17 protein-coding genes and 1 tRNA gene are annotated in these 16,701 nt (G+C 67.8%); 6 read left to right on the top strand and 12 right to left on the bottom strand.

Annotated elements, in window-relative coordinates; genetic code table 11:
* Positions 1-677: 677 nt before the first annotated feature.
* Positions 678-1,574: a LysR substrate-binding domain-containing protein gene (locus tag AC1DVI_RS13700; protein WP_476958433.1), complete on the bottom strand. Its 897-nt coding sequence runs from the start codon at positions 1,572-1,574 to the stop codon at positions 678-680.
* 83 nt (positions 1,575-1,657) lie between these two features.
* Here AC1DVI_RS13700 and AC1DVI_RS13695 point away from each other — a divergent pair, with 83 nt between their 5' ends.
* Positions 1,658-2,851 carry an MFS transporter gene (locus AC1DVI_RS13695; protein WP_476958432.1) on the top strand — a complete coding sequence of 398 codons (1,194 nt, stop codon included), beginning with the start codon at positions 1,658-1,660 and terminating at the stop codon, positions 2,849-2,851.
* A 17-nt stretch (positions 2,852-2,868) separates the two neighbouring features.
* On the opposite strand, the gene AC1DVI_RS13690 is transcribed toward AC1DVI_RS13695, so the two are convergent.
* The 5 genes from AC1DVI_RS13690 to AC1DVI_RS13670 form a co-directional block, all read right to left on the bottom strand.
* Entirely contained in the window at positions 2,869-3,558 is a 690-nt protein-coding gene (locus AC1DVI_RS13690) for an MOSC domain-containing protein (RefSeq protein WP_476958431.1), read from the bottom strand.
* Entirely contained in the window at positions 3,555-4,190 is a 636-nt protein-coding gene (locus AC1DVI_RS13685; RefSeq protein ID WP_476958430.1) for a DNA-3-methyladenine glycosylase family protein, read from the bottom strand. Before AC1DVI_RS13685 ends, AC1DVI_RS13690 begins: the two co-directional genes overlap by 4 nt.
* 77 nt (positions 4,191-4,267) lie before the next feature.
* A complete protein-coding gene (gene purS, locus AC1DVI_RS13680; RefSeq protein WP_038529315.1) occupies positions 4,268-4,510 on the bottom strand; it encodes a phosphoribosylformylglycinamidine synthase subunit PurS in 243 nt (80 codons plus the stop codon).
* Positions 4,511-4,571: 61 nt separating this feature from the next.
* Entirely contained in the window at positions 4,572-5,336 is a 765-nt protein-coding gene (gene purC, locus AC1DVI_RS13675) for a phosphoribosylaminoimidazolesuccinocarboxamide synthase (RefSeq protein ID WP_476958429.1), read from the bottom strand.
* A 116-nt stretch (positions 5,337-5,452) separates the two neighbouring features.
* On the bottom strand, positions 5,453-6,229 hold the full coding sequence (locus tag AC1DVI_RS13670; RefSeq protein WP_476958428.1) for an NRDE family protein: 777 nt from the start codon (positions 6,227-6,229) through the stop codon (positions 5,453-5,455).
* Between the two features lie 152 nt (positions 6,230-6,381).
* On the opposite strand from AC1DVI_RS13670, the gene AC1DVI_RS13665 reads away from it, so the two are divergent.
* On the top strand, positions 6,382-6,702 hold the full coding sequence (locus AC1DVI_RS13665; RefSeq protein ID WP_149164316.1) for a DUF1476 domain-containing protein: 321 nt from the start codon (positions 6,382-6,384) through the stop codon (positions 6,700-6,702).
* Positions 6,703-6,859: 157 nt separating this feature from the next.
* On the opposite strand, the gene purB is transcribed toward AC1DVI_RS13665, so the two are convergent.
* Entirely contained in the window at positions 6,860-8,155 is a 1,296-nt protein-coding gene (gene purB, locus AC1DVI_RS13660; RefSeq protein ID WP_476958427.1) for an adenylosuccinate lyase, read from the bottom strand.
* Between the two features lie 334 nt (positions 8,156-8,489).
* Between purB and AC1DVI_RS13655 the strand changes: the two genes are divergently transcribed.
* Entirely contained in the window at positions 8,490-11,738 is a 3,249-nt protein-coding gene (locus AC1DVI_RS13655) for a bifunctional diguanylate cyclase/phosphodiesterase (RefSeq protein ID WP_476958426.1), read from the top strand.
* A 25-nt stretch (positions 11,739-11,763) separates the two neighbouring features.
* Here AC1DVI_RS13655 and AC1DVI_RS13650 read toward each other — a convergent pair whose 3' ends face one another.
* The 4 genes from AC1DVI_RS13650 to sfsA all read right to left on the bottom strand — a co-directional run bounded on the left by AC1DVI_RS13650 (position 11,764) and on the right by sfsA (position 14,786).
* Positions 11,764-12,189 (bottom strand): tellurite resistance TerB family protein, encoded by a 426-nt coding sequence (locus AC1DVI_RS13650; protein ID WP_476958425.1) that lies wholly within the window; start codon positions 12,187-12,189, stop codon positions 11,764-11,766.
* 84 nt (positions 12,190-12,273) lie between these two features.
* Positions 12,274-13,065: a RadC family protein gene (gene radC, locus AC1DVI_RS13645; protein WP_476958424.1), complete on the bottom strand. Its 792-nt coding sequence runs from the start codon at positions 13,063-13,065 to the stop codon at positions 12,274-12,276.
* Positions 13,066-13,137: 72 nt separating this feature from the next.
* Positions 13,138-13,908 carry a type I methionyl aminopeptidase gene (gene map / locus AC1DVI_RS13640; protein ID WP_425599238.1) on the bottom strand — a complete coding sequence of 257 codons (771 nt, stop codon included), beginning with the start codon at positions 13,906-13,908 and terminating at the stop codon, positions 13,138-13,140.
* A 134-nt stretch (positions 13,909-14,042) separates the two neighbouring features.
* Positions 14,043-14,786 carry a DNA/RNA nuclease SfsA gene (sfsA, locus tag AC1DVI_RS13635; protein ID WP_476958423.1) on the bottom strand — a complete coding sequence of 248 codons (744 nt, stop codon included), beginning with the start codon at positions 14,784-14,786 and terminating at the stop codon, positions 14,043-14,045.
* A gap of 82 nt (positions 14,787-14,868) precedes the next feature.
* On the opposite strand from sfsA, the gene AC1DVI_RS13630 reads away from it, so the two are divergent.
* Positions 14,869-15,645 (top strand): competence/damage-inducible protein A, encoded by a 777-nt coding sequence (locus AC1DVI_RS13630; RefSeq protein ID WP_476958422.1) that lies wholly within the window; start codon positions 14,869-14,871, stop codon positions 15,643-15,645.
* An 85-nt stretch (positions 15,646-15,730) separates the two neighbouring features.
* Positions 15,731-15,991 (top strand): hypothetical protein, encoded by a 261-nt coding sequence (locus tag AC1DVI_RS13625; RefSeq protein WP_247890446.1) that lies wholly within the window; start codon positions 15,731-15,733, stop codon positions 15,989-15,991.
* A gap of 48 nt (positions 15,992-16,039) precedes the next feature.
* On the opposite strand, the gene AC1DVI_RS13620 is transcribed toward AC1DVI_RS13625, so the two are convergent.
* Positions 16,040-16,207 (bottom strand): hypothetical protein, encoded by a 168-nt coding sequence (locus AC1DVI_RS13620; RefSeq protein ID WP_476958436.1) that lies wholly within the window; start codon positions 16,205-16,207, stop codon positions 16,040-16,042.
* Positions 16,208-16,394: 187 nt separating this feature from the next.
* Between AC1DVI_RS13620 and AC1DVI_RS13615 the strand changes: the two genes are divergently transcribed.
* Positions 16,395-16,477: transfer RNA gene (locus tag AC1DVI_RS13615), tRNA-Leu, on the top strand.
* Positions 16,478-16,701 lie beyond the last annotated feature (224 nt).

Raw genomic sequence — 16,701 nt, 5'->3', positions numbered from 1 at the left:
GGTTCTCGCTTCGGATCCCGCCTCAGCAATCGCTGTTCAGGCCAGAAAAGCGTGTCGTTCTGGCGTCATCAACCGAAACGGCGACCCACTACATATAGATGGGCGGCTTCACGCAACTTCATTACCTTTGCATTCCCGGTAGTGACGATGGCTTATGCATGAGTTTTTGCTGTCCTATGCTGATAGCCCTCATGCTGTGGAGGCGGTGCGGAAGCTTTCTGTGAATCCAAAGAGAGAGAAGTTCGAGAAGTACTTGTATTCTCACTGGACATTGGCCGACTGGTTTAATTACACATCGCTAATTTATAATTTGCGGTATCGCAACATCAGCCCTCATCATATGGCGCTTCTTTTGGATGCTATTACTACTGGGTTTGTTCTAAAGCACACGTAAAATTTTGACGTTCTAAGTCTAGGTCGGCCTTTGCCAGCGGAGAGTCTTTTGAGTTCTGTTTTTTTAAGGGCTCCCGCCGCTTCCTTCTGGTCTGCGCTGGCCTGATGCGTCGGTGCATTGGCGCCGCGGTACTCTTCCTCTGCATTCATTCGACTGCTAACTGTCCTTCTCAACAGGTTGCAGCCTACACAGGTCTATAGGATGCGAGGCATATTCGGCTAGCGCTGCAGTATTCGCGGCGTTTAGAGACAATATAAGCGGCGCGTAGTTGACGAGCGGGAGATCAAGGCGACGGCATGGCTCCCGCTATCGTCTGCGCGGTCAGCCAGTCGCGGAACTGTGGCGCCTCGGTGTGGCCGCGCTGGCGGCTTTCCAGCAGGTAATAATGGCCGGACACCACCCCCTCGGCCCCCAGCGGCGCCGTCAGCCGCCCCGTCTCCAGCGGGCGCTCCACGAACAGCCGCGGCACGATGGCGACGCCCAGCCCGTCCTCCGCCGCCTGGATGGCGAAGTAGGTGTGGTCGACCTCCATCCGGTTGCGGAAGGCGTCCAGCTCCAGCCCGTGCGCCGTGCTCCAGGCCGGCAGCAGGTCGGCGCGGGCGCGGATGGTGATGACCGTCCGCCGCGTCAGGTCGGCGGGGCTGCGCAGAGTCTCCAGCCCCGGCAGGGACGGGCTGCACACCGGCACGCAATGCTCGCGCATCAGCGGCAGCGGCTTCAGTCCGGCGAAATGGGCGGGGTCGCGGCGGATGGCGTAGTCGAAGGGCCGGCTGGTGTCGATCGGGCCGGGGGCGGTGGACAGCGACACTGCCAGCTCGGGGAAGCGCTGCTGGAACAGGGGCAGGCGCGGCAGCAGCCAGTGCATGGCGAAGGTCGGGATGCAGTCCACCCGCAGCGTCCGCCCCCCGTCGCCGTCGAGCAGCGTGTCGGTGGCCTGCTGGATCTCGGTGAACAGGTCGGCGATGCGGGTGAAGTAGCGCGCCCCGGCCTCGGTCAGCCGGACCTGCCGCTGGCTGCGGTCGAACAGGGGAACGCCGAGGAAGAGTTCCAGGCTGCGGATCTGCCGGCTGACCGCGCCGGGGGTGACATTCAGCTCCTCCGCGGCGAGGCGGAAGCTGGAATGGCGGGCGGCGGCGACGAAGGCCCTCAGGGCGTTCAGCGGAGGAAGGCGGGACGGCATCCGTTGAGTTTTTCTCACCGGTCGGCGGAAGACAAGTCGTTTGTCGGTGTCCGACCGGCTGGCTAGGGTGCCTGCCGCTTTCCGTGCTCCCCTGGTCCGTCATGTCGCACATCACCCGCCGGCTGGTCTGGTTCCTTGGCGTCTCGCAGCTCTTGTGCTGGGGGATTTCCTATTACCTGATCGCCATCTTCGGGAACCCCATGGCCGCCGACCTGGGCCTCAGCCTGCCGGTGGCCTTCGGCGGCTTCACGGCGGCGCTGCTGGTCATGGGGGTGGTGTCGGGCAGCGTCGGGCGGGCCATCGATCGCTGGGGCGGCCGCCCGGTGATGGTCATCGGCTCGCTGCTGACGGCGGCGGGCTGCCTGGGGCTGGCATTCTCGACGGGGTTGGTGAGCTACTACGCCTCCTGGCTGGTGCTCGGGCTGGCGATGCGGGCGAGCCTGTACGAGGCGGCCTTCGCCGCCCTGGCCCGGTTGGGCGGCCCGCTGGCGCGGGTGCCGATCTCGCAGATCACCCTGCTGGGCGGGCTGGCCTCCACCGTGCTGTGGCCGGTGGGGCAGGCGATGGCCGACGCCTGGGGCTGGCGCGGCGCGCTGGTCGCCTACGCGGTGATCGCGCTTCTGACCATTCCGCTGCACGCCACCATCCCGTCCGACCGCTACGTGCGCCCGCCGGTGCCGGCCGGGACGGAGCCCGCCGGACCCGCCGACCCGCGGCGGCGGAGCTGGGTGGCGCCGCTGTTCTACATGGTGATGACCACGGCGGTCGGCGTGCTGACCTCGGCGATGTCGGCGCACATGATCGGCATCCTGGTCGGGCTGGGGGCGGCGCCCGCGGCGGCGGTGTGGATCTCCACGGTGCGCGGCATCGGCCAGTCCTCGGCCCGGCTGTGCGAGGTGCTGTCGGGGTCCCGCCTGCACCCCACCGCCCTGGCGCTGCTCGCCTGCGGCCTGCTGCTGCCCGGCTTCCTGATCGGGCTGTGGAGCGGCGAGGCGCTGGCCGCAGGCGTCGCCTTCTCCCTGCTGTTCGGAGCGGGGGCCGGGCTGGCGACGATCGTGCGCGGCACGCTGCCGCTGGTGCTGTTCGACCCGCAGAGCTACGGCCGGACGGTCGGGCGGCTGCTGGTGCCGAGCTTCTATGCCGCCGCTCTGGCGCCGATGGGCTACGCGGTCATCATCGAGCGGGCGGGGGAGACGGCGGCGCTTCTGCTGTCCGCCGTCCTGGCGCTGGTGGCGGTGGGAGCGGCGGGCGTGCTGTGGGCGACCGGCCGCCGCTGATCCTCGAACGGCGTCGGTCAGTCGCCGCCGTTCAGGCGCTTGTTCCAGTCCTCGACGCCCTGGGTCAGCCGGCGTTCGGCCAGCGTGCGCCACGTCTGGGCCAGCACCGGCAAGGCGGCCATCTCGGCCAGCGCCTCGCGGTTCAGCGTGTCCACGTAGAGGACGTGCAGCAGCCGGGCGAGCGTCCATTGCGGATAGGGGCGCTCCACCAGGGTCAGCCGGTCGCCGGGGCCGATCCGGCCGGGTTCCGGCACGCGATAGTACCAGCCGGTGCGCCCGGTGGTCTGGACGCGCTTGGCCATGTCGGACACGGCGAAGCGGTGGTTCAGCTTCCAGCAGGGCTGGCGGGCCTGGGCGACCTCCAGCAGGGCGGTGCCGGCGCGGAAGCGGTCGCCGACGCAGACGTCGGCCTCGGTCAGCCCCAGCGTCGCGAGGTTCTCGCCGAAGGCGCCGGGCTGGCCAAGCAGCGGCACGTCCCCGCCCAGCTCGTCCCGCCACGCCGGGTGGTGGTCCAGCGGGTAATGGTGGATGGCCTTGTCCGGCCCGCCATGGACGCGGCGGTCGGCCTGCTCGTCGTCCAGAAAGCCCTCGGGGCCGACGGCGCGCGGGCCGTCCACCGGGAGCTTGGCGATGGCGCTGGTCCGCCCCGGCGGGCCGAAGGCGGCGGCCTTGCCGACGAGCACGGCGGTGATGGTGGTTTCGGTCACGGTGTCTTCTTCCCTTTGGGCGGCTTCGAGGCCCTGGCCTGTTCCTGCAAGGCCACGTAATGGTGCCAGACGAGCTGCGCGGCGAGGCTGCGGTGCGGGCGCCAGGGCTCGGCGACGGCGAGGAGCTGTGCCTGGGTCGGCTTCTCTGCCCAGCCTTTCAGCCGCTGCACGCCGAGCTGGATGGCGAGGTCGCCCACCGGCCAGATGTCCGGCCGACCGAGCGCCATCATCAGGTAGATCTCGGCGGTCCAGCGCCCGATGCCCTTCAGCGCGATCAGGGCCGCGATGGCCTCCTCGTCGTCCATCCGGTGAATGGGGTCGAAATCGAGTTGGCCGTCCGCGACGGTCCGGGCCAGCCCGCGGGCGTAGCCGATCTTCTGGCGCGACAGGCCGCAGGCCCGCAGATCCTCGTCGGGAAGGGCCAGGATGGCGTCGGGTGTTACCACCCCGACCATGGCCTGGAGCTTGGCCCACAGCGCCGCGGCGACCGTGGTGGAGAGCTGCTGCTCGATGATCAGGCAGAGCAGGCCGGAGAAGCCGTCCGGACGGCGGAAGTCGCGCACCGTCGGGCCGCCGACGCGCAGGGACTCGGCGAAGATGGGATCGAGCGCGGAGAGATGGTCGATGGACATGGTCGAACGAAAATGGGGGATGCGCAGCGGTTGCGCATCCCCCATTTTCCGACAGGCAGGATTGAGCGCGGACGGCCTCAGGCCACCAGCTCGATCGCGTAGTCTTCGATCACGGTGTTGGCCAGCAGCTTGGTGCACATGGCCTCGACCTCCTTGCGGGCGGCGGCCTCGTCGGTGCTCTTGAGCTGAAGCTCGATGACCTTGCCGGCGCGGACGTCCTCGACGCCGTCGAAGCCCAGCGTGTGCAGCGCGTGCGCGATGGCCTTGCCCTGGGGGTCGAGAACGCCGCGCTTGAGGGTGACGTGAACCTTCGCCTTCATCGGATGTCCGCTCGCTTGATGGTGCTGATGGGTTGGGGAAAACTGATTACTGGACCGTCGTTTACTGGACCGTCTTGGGGCCCTTGACGTCCACCGGGCCGCCTTCGGGCAGGATGCCGAGGCGCCGGGCGACCTCCTGGTAGGCCTCCTCGACCTGACCGAGGTCCTGGCGGAAACGGTCCTTGTCCAGCTTCTCGTTGGTCTTGATGTCCCACAGGCGGCAGTTGTCGGGGCTGATCTCGTCGGCCAGGACGATGCGCATCTCCTCGTTCTCCCACAGCCGGCCGAACTCCAGCTTGAAGTCCACCAGCCGCAGGCCGATGCCGAGGAAGAGACCCGACAGATAGTCGTTCACGCGGAGCGACAGCGCCACCATGTCGTCGAGGTCCTGCGGAGCCGCCCAGCCGAAGGCCGTGATGTGCTCCTCGGTGACCATGGGATTGTTCAGCTCGTCGGACTTGTAATAATACTCGATGATCGAGCGCGGCAGCGGGGTCCCCTCGGGGATGCCGAAGCGCTTGGACAGCGAGCCGGCGGCGGTGTTGCGCACGACCAGCTCGATGGGGATGATCTCGACCTCGCGAACCAGCTGCTCGCGCATGTTCAGACGGCGCACGAAGTGAGTCGGCACGCCGATGTCCGACAGACGGCTCATCAGGTACTCGGAGATGCGGTTGTTCAGCACCCCCTTGCCGGTGATGATGCCCTTCTTCTGGTTGTTGAAGGCGGTCGCGTCGTCCTTGAAGTACTGCACCAGCGTGCCCGGCTCGGGACCTTCGAACAGGACCTTCGCCTTGCCTTCGTAGATGCGCCGACGTCGTGTCATGAGAGATCGTCCAAAAACGTGTAGCCTGGACCGGCGGGTGACCGGTCCAGGGGATATGCACAAGTGATATAGCAAGCTGGCCCAGGGAACACAATGCGCGGGGTCCGCGGCGGCTCCTACCCCAAGGAGACGGGCTGCCACGGTGCCTCGTGAGGACGGCCGGCGGCGAAGTGCCAGACCGGGTCCAGATCCGGGCGCTCCACGGCGGGCAGGGCGATCAGCGCGCTCGACACCGTGCCGAAGCCGGTCGGCAGCAGGAAGTTCATCGCCCCGCGCTCGCCCCGCTCGCCGTCCCAGATTCGGCTGGCCAGCAATTCCGGCCAGCCGCCCCACCGGTCGCCGGCCTCGCCCCGCTCCGGGTCGGGCGGTGCTGCGTGCTGGAAGAGGGGCAGATACTGGGCCTGCCGCGGGTCCTCCGTCATGTCGTCCAGATCGCTGGCGGTGACCATGTGCACACCTGCGGGGATCTCGATCACCTCCGGGCGGTTGCGCGGGGAAGGGCCGCGATGAACCAGCAGCCGGGCGTCGCGGTTGTCGGCGATCAGCAGGTTGAAGGGGCGATAGGCCCGCGTGTCGAGCTGCGCCATGGCCAGCGCCGCCTCCGCCGCATCGGCGAAATCCAGCGCGTCGAGCACCAGTTCACCGCGGGAGCGCTTGCCGGCCTCCGGCCCCAGCGTGCCCATGCGGTTCAGCACGGCGGCGACCACCCCTTCGTCGTTCATGCCCAGCCAGGAGCCGCCGGCCAGCTCGTCCAGCCCGGCGACGACGTTGGGGCGGTCGGGCCAATGGCGCGCCGGCGCCTGCCAGGGCCGTCCGGCCATTTCGTCGCGGTTGGCGCCCAGGATGAGGGGCCATGTTGCGTCCGGTCGTCGCAGGAGGATCACGCTGCACATGGGGAATCTTGCCTTCCGCTTCCCTCTTGGGTATGTCGCCGCACGCCGGATTCGTCGATTGGCCGGTGGGTAGGGGCGATGACGACGCCCGATCCACCGGCTATATAGTCTTGTATCTGGGAGCGCAAAACCAATCCAAGGAGCCGGGTCCCATGACGACCTTCGACGAGCGCGAGAGGGCCTTCGAGAACAAGTTCCAGCACGACCAGGACCTGCTCTTCAGGATTCGCGCGCGCCGCGACCGGCTGGCGGGACTCTGGGCGGCAAGCCTGCTGGGCCTGACCGGGGGCGAGGCCGACGCCTACGTCCGCCAGATCATCGACGCCGACATCGGCGCCACCGGACCGCACGACATCCGCGACCGTCTGGCCGCCGACCTGCACGCCAAGGGCGTGGACATCTCCGACCACCGGGTGGAGAAGGAGCTGGCCCTGCTTCTGGACGTCGCCCGCCAGCAGGTGCACGCGGAGTAGAGTTGTCGCGTGGGGGAGGTGTTGCCCCCTTCCTGACCCTCCCCCGCTCTCGCAGGGGAGGGGATAAAGCTCCCTCCCTTGCCGAAGGCGGGGGAGGGAAGGGGCCCGCGAAGCGGGAAGGGTGGGGGCTCCGAAGATCATCGAAGCCCCCGAACCCTCACTCGCCGAACACGCGCTTGAACACCATGTCGACGTTCTTCGTGTGGTAGGTCATGTCGAACATCGGGGCCAGCGTCTCGCGGGAGATGTGCTTCACGACGTCGGCGTCCGACGACAGCAGGTCCAGGAAGTTGCCGCCCTTTTCCCACACCTGCATGGCGTTGCGCTGCACCGCCTTGTAGCTGTCCTCGCGGCTCATCCCGGCCTGGGTCAGGGCCAGCAGGACGCGCTGCGAGAAGACCAGGCCGCCCAGATCGTCCAGGTTCTTCTGCATGCGCTCCGGATAGACCACCAGCTTGTCCATCATCCCGGTCAGGCGGGCCAGCGCGAAGTCCAGCGTCACCGTGGCGTCGGGGCCGAACATGCGCTCGACCGAGCTGTGGGAGATGTCGCGCTCGTGCCACAGGGCGACGTTCTCCAGCGCCGGGACGACGGCGGCGCGGACGATGCGCGCCAGACCGGTCAGATTCTCCGACAGCACCGGATTGCGCTTGTGCGGCATCGCCGAGGAGCCCTTCTGGCCCGGATGGAAATACTCCTCCGCCTCGCGCACCTCGGTGCGTTGCAGGTGGCGGATCTCCACGGCCAGATTCTCGATCGACGAGGCGATGACGCCCAGAACCGAGAAGTAGAAGGCGTGACGGTCGCGCGGGATGACCTGGGTGGACACCGGCTCCGGCGTCAGCCCCATCTTGGCGGCGACGTGCTGCTCGACCCGCGGGTCGATGTTGGCGAAGGTGCCGACGGCGCCGGAGATGGCGCAGGTGGCGATGTCGGCGCGGGCCTGGACCAGACGCTCCCGCCCGCGGGCGAAGGCGGCGTAATGGCCGGCCAGCTTCAGGCCGAAGGTCGTCGGCTCGGCGTGGATGCCGTGGCTGCGCCCGATGGTGACGGTGTCCTTGTGCTCGTAGGCGCGGCGCTTCAGCACGGCCAGCAGCTTGTCCATGTCGTCGAGCAGAAGGTCGGCGGCCTGGGTCATCTGCACGGCGAGGCAGGTGTCCAGCACGTCCGACGAGGTCATGCCCTGGTGGACGAAGCGCGCCTCCGGCCCGACATGCTCGGCGAGGTTGGTCAGGAAGGCGATGACGTCGTGGCGGGTCTCCCGCTCGATCTCGTCGATGCGGTCGATCTCCCACTTGCCGCGCTCCCACACGGCGGCGGCGGCCTCCTTCGGGATGACCCCCAGCTCCGCCTGCGCGTCGCAGGCGTGCGCCTCGATCTCGAACCAGATGCGGAACCGGTTCTCCGGCTCCCAGATGCGGGACATTTCGGGGCGGGTGTAGCGGGGGATCATCGGACTCTCCGGGGGTGGCGGACCTGAACGCTTGGGGGCGGGCGGGGCGTATCGGGACTTTGCAGTGGCGGAAACCGCCCCCTGTTGCTCGCGCGCGGGACCATAACCGCGCCGGACGGCGCTGCAAAGCCCCTTCGCAGCCTTGATGGACGCGGGGGGCGCGTCATAAGGTTTCCAAGGACGGGCTCGTCTTCCCGGAAAAATCGCAAAGACTGGCAATTGGTCGCGCCGGCTGCTTCACCTTGATCTTGCCGAGCCCCGGCCACGCGCACTAATGATGTGGCATATGCGCCGCGGACGGGCAACGCCGGGCGTGGTTCCAGGAGGGCTTTCGTTGTCCGATCCGATCGCCGAGTTGATGCGCGAGCCGTCCCGGACTTCGGACGAGAGGCGCCTTTACCGTCTGCAGTTCCTGACCTCTCTGTTTCTGGTCGCGGCGGTGGTGGTGGGCTTGGGCGCCTACTTCATTTGGCAGCACCGGCTGGATTTCGACGCCGACCTGAAGCAGACCGAAGCCCGCTACCTGGAAGTGCAGCGCCAGACTCTGCAGGAGGAGCTGGAGAACGCGCGCTCCTACCTCGCCTACATGCGGTCGCGCACCGAACCGCTGCTGCGCGCCGAACTGCGCGCCAAGGTGGACGAGGCCTACGGCATCGCCTGGACCATCTACGAGCGTGAGAAGGAGTATCTGCCCGAGGCGTCGATCCGGCAGTCGATCAAGGAAACCCTGCGGCCGCTGCGCTTCTTCGGCGGACGCGGCTACTACTTCATCGACGACATGCAGGGCACCTGCGTGCTGCTGCCCACCGAGCCGCAGCGGGAGGGCAGCTCGCTGCTCGACAACCGCGACGACCAGGGGCGCCCGATCATGCGCAACCTGATCCGCGCCGTGGACGATCCGGAGATGCAGGGCTTCACCCGCTACCGCTGGTACGCGCCGGGCAACCCGCACAGCATGTCCGACAAGTTCGCCTACGTCCGCCGCTTCGAGCCGTTCAACTGGCTGATCGGGACCGGCGACTATGTCGGGGCGGTGGAAGAGAAGCTTCAACGCGAGACGCTGGAGCGTTTGCGCGCCCGACGTTTCGGGGATTCGGGTTTCATCGCCGTGCTGCGGGAGGATGGCGAGGTGCTGCTCTCCCCGACCTCCCCGGCGGCGGAAGGCAAGAACGCCCGGGACCTGCCCTGGGAGACCGAGCGGGATCTGGTCACCCGACTGCTGGAGGCCGGCCGGCAGGGTGGCGGGGAGCTGCGCTTCGACTGGGTGCATCCGGTCACCGGGCGCCCGGCGCCGAAACTGTCCTACGCGACGGCGCCGGACGTCTGGGGATGGGTGCTGATCGCCGGCTTCTACACCGACGACATCGATTCCGTGCTGGCGCAGCGGCGGGCCGAGATCGGCGCCGGCATGAAGAAACGCATCCTGACCACCCTGGCGGTGCTGGCGCTGGCGCTGGGGGCATCGGCCGGGGTGTCCTGGCTGGTCACCGGCTGGGTCCGCCGCATCGTCCGCGGCTACCAGTCAAACATGCGGGAGAGCGACAGCATGCTGCGCGAGCGGGCGCGGCAGCTCTATCTCGCCAACTTCTTCGTGGACCATGTGTCCGAGATCGTCGTGCTGGCGGATGCGGAGCTGCGCATCGCCTACGTCAACCCCTTCGGCTGCGACGCGCTGGGCGAGCCGCTGGCCGGGCTGGCCGGCAGCCACGCCGACCTTCTGGAACGTTTCCGCGACGAGGCGGCGGAGGCGTCGGCCCATTACGAGACGCTCTACCACACGCGCGACGGGCGGGCGCTGGAGCTGGAGGTGACGGCCAGCCGCGTCACCTACGAGGGCGACGCCTACTACTGCGCGATCGCCCGCGACATCTCGGAGCGCAAGCGCGCGGAGTGGGAACTGCGGCTGTCCGCCAAGGTGTTCGACAACGCCGCCGAGGGCATGGTCGTCACCAACGAGAGGAACCGCATCGTCGCGGTCAACGACGCCTTCTGCCGCATCACCGGCTACAGCCGCGAGGAGGTGATCGGCGGCGATCCGGCCATGCTCGCCTCGGGCCGGCAGGACGGCGCCTTCTACGCCGCGATGTGGGTGAAGCTGAGGGAGGAGGGCCACTGGTCCGGCGAGATCTGGAACAAGCGCAAGTCCGGCGAGGTCTATCCGGAATGGCTCAGCATCCAGATGGTGCGCAACGAGGCGGGGGAGGCCGTCAACTACATCGCCGCCTTCTCCGACATCACCGAGAAGCGCGCCCAGGAGGAGCGCATCCGGCATCTGGCGCAGTATGACTTCCTGACCGACCTGCCCAACCGCTTCCTGCTGCGCGACCGGCTGGAGCGCGCGATGCTCGCCGCCGACCGGCACGGCACGAAGGTGGGGCTGCTGTTCGTCGATCTCGACCGCTTCAAGACCATCAACGACAGCCTGGGGCACGGCGTCGGCGACCGGCTGCTGCGCGCGGTGGGGGCGCGGCTCCTGGAGACGGTGCGGGCCAGCGACACCGTCAGCCGCCAGGGCGGAGACGAGTTCGTCATTCTGGTCAACGACCTGGACGGACCCGACGCGGCCTGTTCGGTGGCCCGCAAGGTGCTGCGCGCGATGGCCGAGTCCTTCCCGGTGGACGGGCACGAGCTGCAAATTTCCCCGTCCATCGGCATCGCGCTCTATCCCGACGACGCGACGACCATCGACGCGCTTCTGAAATGCGCGGACATGGCGATGTACGCCGCCAAGGAGGCGGGGCGCGCCAACCACCAGTTTTTCACGCCGGCGCTGAACAAGCGGGCGTCGGAGCGGATGTGGCTGGAGAGCAACCTGCGCCACGCCCTGGCCGACAACGAGCTGGAGCTGCATTTCCAGCCGCAGTTCGCGGTGGACGGCCGCCGTCTGGTGGGGGCGGAGGGCCTGCTGCGCTGGCGCCGCCGCGACGGCACGATGATTCCGCCCGGCCAGTTCATCCCGGTGGCCGAGGACACCGGCCTGATCCAGCCGATCGGCGACTGGGTGCTGGGCGAGGCCTGCCGCCGCGCCGCCGACCTGCTCGCCCGCGGCCATCCGCTTCTCATCGCCATCAACCTGTCGGCGGTGCAATTGCGCCGCCCCGGTCTGGCCGACCGCGTGGCCTTTTGGCTGGACGCCTACAAGGTGCCGGCCCGCTGCCTGGAACTGGAGGTGACGGAAAGCGTCCTGATGGACGAGTCCGACATGGTGACCAACACCTTCGCCCGGCTGCGCGAGATGGGGGTGGCGCTGGCCATCGACGATTTCGGCACCGGCTATTCCAGCCTCAGCTATCTGAAGCGCTTCCGCGTCGACAAGCTGAAGATCGACCGTTCCTTCGTGACCAGCCTGACCGACGGGTCCGACGGCGGGGCCATCGCCGAGGCGATCATCGGCATGGCGCGCTCGCTGCGCATGCAGACCCTGGCCGAGGGGGTGGAGACGGAGGAGCAGTTCGGCGGGCTTGCCCGGCTGGGCTGCGACCAGATCCAGGGCTATCTGCTGGGCCGCCCCATGCCCTACGACGATTTCGTGGCCTTCATCGCCCGTCACGCCGCCCCGGAAGCGGTCGGGGTGGTCGGCTGACGGGCGATGCGCCGCGAGGTCGGGCTTACGCGCCCAGCACGCTGCGGTCGTTTTTGGCGACCAGCGCCTGGAAGTAGGGGCCGAGCTTGGCGTCGTCGAGGCCGAAGGCCTGCTGAAAGCGTGCGATCAGGTCACGCTCGCCCTGTTCGGCCTCGCCGTCGGCCATGGCGCTGTCGAGCATGTTCAGCAGGATGCACAGCCGCTGCTGCTCGCTCAGGTTCGGCGTGGCGGCGGCCAGGAAGGCGTCGGGCGGGGTGCTGCGCGCGTATTTGAAGCAGCGGTCCAGCTCCTCCCGCGTGGCGCTGCGGCCCATCACCGACAGCAGGTGGCCGACCTCCTCCGGGTCCAACTCCCCGTCCGAACCCATGCAGTAGATCAGCGAGACGACCAGCGCCCGGCGGGGGGTGAGATCCAGCGGCGCCGATCCCTTGAACATGTCGAAAAGGCCCATGGTGTTACCTCTGTGGTCACGAACGCCGCACATATGGGGGCGCCGATCCAGGCGACAAGATGGAACTGCGGGACAGGGTTGCGGCTACATCAACCCTTGGGCTTTGAAGCTGACATGCTTGCCCTTGCCGACGATGACGTGGTCGTGGACCGCGATTCCCAGGCTGTGGGCGGCGCGCAGGATCTCCTTGGTCATCTCGATGTCGGCGCGGCTGGGGGTGGGGTCGCCGGAGGGGTGGTTGTGCACCAGGATGATGGCGCTGGCCGACAGTTCCAACGCCCGCCGCACCACCTCGCGCGGGTAGACCGGGGTGTGGTCGACGGTGCCGGTCTGCTGCACCTCGTCGGCGATCAGCTTGTTCTTGCGGTCGAGGAAGAGCAGGCGGAACTGCTCCATCGGTTGGTGCGCCATGGCGGCGGTGCAGTAGTCCAGCAGCGATTGCCAGTTGGCCAGCACGGGGCGGTCCATCACCCGCTGCCGCATCCCGCGCAGCGCCGCCGCCCCGACCGCCCGCAGCGTCGCGACGGCCTTGTCGGAGGCCAGCGAGACCTCTCCGACGCAATAGCCGCGCAGGCGGGGCGGCGGGGCGTTGACGACGCTCCAGAGGTCGCCGAAATCGCGGATCAGCGCCTTGGCCAGCGGCTTCACGTCGCGGCGCGGGTTCACCGCGAACAGGATCATCTCCAGCAGTTCATAGTCCTGCAGCGCGTCCGGCCCGCCGTCGAGGAAGCGGCTGTAGAGACGCTGGCGGTGGCCCTTGTGATGGGCCTCGTGATGGGCTTCCTCTACGGAGACGTCCGGGGGCGGCTCCAGCCCGGGAAGCCCTTGAGCCTCCTCCGCATCCCCCGGCCGCTTCGCGCTCTTCCGTCCCGCCATCCCGACGCCACCATACGAATGTGTGCGTCGGGACTATACCTCTTTCGCGCGAAAATCACAGCCGCGGGAACATCATACGGCCGCGGTCGCCTCCTCGGCCGGGACGGCGTAGGGGGGCTTGTGGAAGCCGGCGGGGGACAGGGTGAAGATCTCGCAGCCGTCCTTGGTCACGCCGATGGAATGCTCGAATTGGGCGGACAGCGACTTGTCCTTGGTCACCGCGGTCCAGCCGTCGCCGAGGATCTTCACGTCGTAGCGGCCGGCGTTGATCATCGGCTCGATGGTGAAGATCATGCCCTCGCGCAGGACGGCGCCGGTGCCGGGGTTGCCGAAATGCAGGACCGACGGCGGCTCGTGGAAGACGCGGCCCAGCCCGTGGCCGCAAAAGTCGCGGACGACCGAATAGCGGTGGCCTTCGGCGAAGGTCTGGATGGCGTGGCCGATGTCTCCCAGCGTGGCGCCCGGCTTCACCTGGGCGATGCCGATCATCAGCGCGTCGTAGGTGACATCGACCAGCTTCTTCGCCTTCACGCCGACGTCGCCGCACAGATACATGCGGCTGCTGTCGCCGTACCAGCCGTCCAGGATCGGGGTGACGTCGATGTTCAGGATGTCGCCGTTCTGCAGCCGCTTGTCGCCGGGGATGCCGTGGCAGACCACATGGTTGACGGAGATGCAGTTGGCCTTCGGGAAGCCGCGGTAGCCGAGCGGCGCCGGGACGCCGCCATGGTCGCGGATGTGCTGCTCCAGCAGCCGGTCCAGCTCGCCCGTGGTGACGCCCGGCTGGACGTAGGGCGTGATGAAATCGAGCGTGGCCGCGGCCAGCCGTCCGGCCTTGCGCATGCCCTCGAAATCCTCCGGCCCATGAATCCGGATGCGATGGGAATCGAGGTCGTCGTGGTCCAAGAGAGTCGTCCCTTACAGATCAGGTCCCAGGAAAACGCGCCGGAAGGCCCGGCGGTGAACGAAGAGCGCGGTCAATCCGTGCGGATCGGCCCATGCAGGATCGGCAAAGGCCGTTCCAGCTCGATCGCCTGCGGGGTGATCCTACAGGACCAGCACACGGCTTCCACCCCCGATTCGAGCGCGAGGCGCAATCCTGCGGCGTAGGCGGGGTCGATGTCGGCGGCGACTCGGAAGTGGGTGCAGTCGGCGCGCTGCACAAGATAGACCATGACCGCCCGCGCGCCCTGGCGGACCATCTCGGCCATCTCCACCAGATGCTTGGCGCCGCGGGCGGTCACGCAGTCGGGGAATTCGGCGGCCCGCCCGTCGCCCCGCGCGGGGCGGCGCAGATGGACGTTCTTCACCTCGACATAGGCGGGCGGCCGGGCCTCGTCCTCCAGCAGGATGTCGATGCGGGAGTTGCGGCCGTACTTCACCTCGCGGCGCAGCCGGGCGTAGCCGGCCAGTTCCGGGATGGTGCCGGCGGCGATGGCGGCGGCGACCAGCCCATTGGGATGCGACGTGTTGACGCCGACAAGACAGGGAGTGTCGGGCTCGTCCAGCGCCTCGACCAGCTCCAGCGTGTGAGCGAGCTTGCGCTTGGGGTTGTCCGACCGCGACAACCAGACGGCGGCGCCGGGAGCGTTCAGCCCGATCATGCTGCCCGAATTCGGCACATGGGCGGTGACCAGGGTGCCGTCGAGGTCCACGTCGGCGAGAAACCGCTTGTAGCGGCGGACGAGGCGGCCTTGCAGGAGGGGGGTGGGGAAGCGCATCTTGGGCCCCAGGTTAAAGCGCGCCCCCGCCGCCCGGCAAGCCCGCCATCCCCGCCACAACCGAGAACGGAGCCGACTCCGCATGTCCGCGCCCTCCCCGAATCCCAACCCGACCGCCGCCGTCCTCGTCATCGGCAACGAGATCCTGTCGGGCCGCACCAAGGACGCCAACCTGCCGCACATCGCGGAGAAGCTGGCCGGCATTGGTGTCCGCCTGCGCGAGGCCCGCGTCGTCCCGGACGTGGAGGAGGAGATCGTCGCGGCGCTGGACGCCCTGCGCGGCCGCTACGGCTACGTCTTCACCACGGGCGGCATCGGGCCGACCCACGACGACATCACCTCGGCCTGCGTCGCCAAGGCCTTCGGCGTGCCGCTGGAGCGCAACGCCGAGGCCGTGGCCCGGCTGGAACGCCATTACGGCGATCCGTCGAAGCTGAATGAGGCGCGGCTGCGCATGGCCAACATCCCGGCGGGCGCGTCGTTGATCGACAACCCGATCAGCGCCGCGCCGGGCTTCCGCATCGGCAACGTCTTCGTCATGGCGGGCGTGCCCAACATCATGCAGGCGATGCTCGACGGCGTCCTGCCGCAGCTGGAGGGCGGGCCGGACCTGCACGCCCGCACCGTCGCCTGCGAACTGGCCGAGGGCCAGATCGCCGCGGATCTCGGCGCCCTGCAGGATCGCTACGCGGATTTGGAGATCGGCAGCTATCCCTATTTCCGCAACGGCTTCTTCGGCGTCAGCCTCGTGCTGCGCGGCACCGACGAAACGCGCGTGGTGGCGGCCACGGAGGAGCTGGCGGGCATCGTCCTGCGCTTGGGCGGTACGCCGAACGTCACGGTGGGGACCAAAGGCTAGAGAAACCCTTAGGACGCCAAGCCACCCTTGGTCATATTGTCGCCGCCCTGGGTAATTCTATGTTGAGGACTGGGATGTGACGGTCATGAAAAGTCGTGCCATGAAACCCTTCGAAAAAGCGGCGATCCTGTTCTTGCTGAAGCATCTGGCATCCGGCGTGGCCGGGGCTGTTGTTCTGGCGACGGGGCTTTTGGTTCTTGACGTCGCCAATCTGGCGACTCTGATGGGAAACAGCGATCACGGCATTATTGCCGCGATCATGCTGTATGCCAGTCTCATCCTCACCTTCGGCAGCGTGGCGATGGGCATCGGCATCATGACCCTGAACGAGGACACGCGCCCCTGACCGGCGCCGGACACCCGTTTGGATGAAGCCCGGCCGGGCCTGGGCCGCTCAGAACGGCCCGAAGCTGTCGTACGCCCAGACCAGCGCCACGATGGCGGTGATCCAGACCGCCGCGTAGGGCAGCCAAGTGTTGCGGTTGCGCCGCAAGGCCGCCGGGACGACCAGCACGGCGATCATCAGCACGCTCACGACACCCAGCCAGTTGATCGATTCCAAACTCACCTCCCTTGAACGCCAGGGTTGCGGGGATTTTTGCGTGTCCGGCGCCTCAAGCGCGCTCAATCCTTGACCAAACGCCCGCCGATTGTCTAAGTCAATCCAGCGGAACGGTGGGGTGCATACAATGATATGCAACTCCGGCGGGCGGGGGCAACCCGTTCTCCGAGCCGATCCGCGACGGTGCGCGGGCGTGGCGGAATCGGTAGACGCAAAGGACTTAAAATCCTTCGCTTAGGCATGCGGGTTCGAGTCCCGCCGCCCGCACCATAAATCCAACAATGGCGATATCCAGGATCTCGCGCCGATGGGCGTGGACCGGGCTGGTGGCGGGCTACGATTGCCCCGCTTTGGGCTTCCGTGGGTTCTGTTGCTCTTCACGAGCATTGCAGAGCCGGCATCCGAAACTTCCCATATTTCAAGAAAAGTCGTGTTGATATCGCAGATTCATGAAGTAAAACTGTCAAAATTCGTTGGGTTGATTTTCTGCATCT

The organism is Azospirillum sp. P4_B5, assembly GCF_056402275.1.
This window is presented reverse-complemented; position numbering and strand designations above follow the sequence as displayed.

Excerpts from the sequence above, each read along its gene's own strand:
- AC1DVI_RS13670 (WP_476958428.1), bottom strand. The coding sequence starts at position 6,229 with ATGTGCAGCGTGATCCTCCTGCGACGACCGGACGCAACATGGCCCCTC.
- radC (WP_476958424.1), bottom strand. The coding sequence starts at position 13,065 with ATGGCGGGACGGAAGAGCGCGAAGCGGCCGGGGGATGCGGAGGAGGCT.
- AC1DVI_RS13665 (WP_149164316.1), top strand. The coding sequence starts at position 6,382 with ATGACGACCTTCGACGAGCGCGAGAGGGCCTTCGAGAACAAGTTCCAG.
- purB (WP_476958427.1), bottom strand. The coding sequence starts at position 8,155 with ATGATCCCCCGCTACACCCGCCCCGAAATGTCCCGCATCTGGGAGCCG.
- map (WP_425599238.1), bottom strand. The coding sequence starts at position 13,908 with ATGCGCAAGGCCGGACGGCTGGCCGCGGCCACGCTCGATTTCATCACG.
- AC1DVI_RS13625 (WP_247890446.1), top strand. The coding sequence starts at position 15,731 with ATGAAAAGTCGTGCCATGAAACCCTTCGAAAAAGCGGCGATCCTGTTC.
- AC1DVI_RS13700 (WP_476958433.1), bottom strand. The coding sequence starts at position 1,574 with ATGCCGTCCCGCCTTCCTCCGCTGAACGCCCTGAGGGCCTTCGTCGCC.
- purS (WP_038529315.1), bottom strand. The coding sequence starts at position 4,510 with ATGAAGGCGAAGGTTCACGTCACCCTCAAGCGCGGCGTTCTCGACCCC.
- AC1DVI_RS13630 (WP_476958422.1), top strand. The coding sequence starts at position 14,869 with ATGTCCGCGCCCTCCCCGAATCCCAACCCGACCGCCGCCGTCCTCGTC.
- purC (WP_476958429.1), bottom strand. The coding sequence starts at position 5,336 with ATGACACGACGTCGGCGCATCTACGAAGGCAAGGCGAAGGTCCTGTTC.
- AC1DVI_RS13685 (WP_476958430.1), bottom strand. The coding sequence starts at position 4,190 with ATGTCCATCGACCATCTCTCCGCGCTCGATCCCATCTTCGCCGAGTCC.
- sfsA (WP_476958423.1), bottom strand. The coding sequence starts at position 14,786 with ATGCGCTTCCCCACCCCCCTCCTGCAAGGCCGCCTCGTCCGCCGCTAC.
- AC1DVI_RS13650 (WP_476958425.1), bottom strand. The coding sequence starts at position 12,189 with ATGGGCCTTTTCGACATGTTCAAGGGATCGGCGCCGCTGGATCTCACC.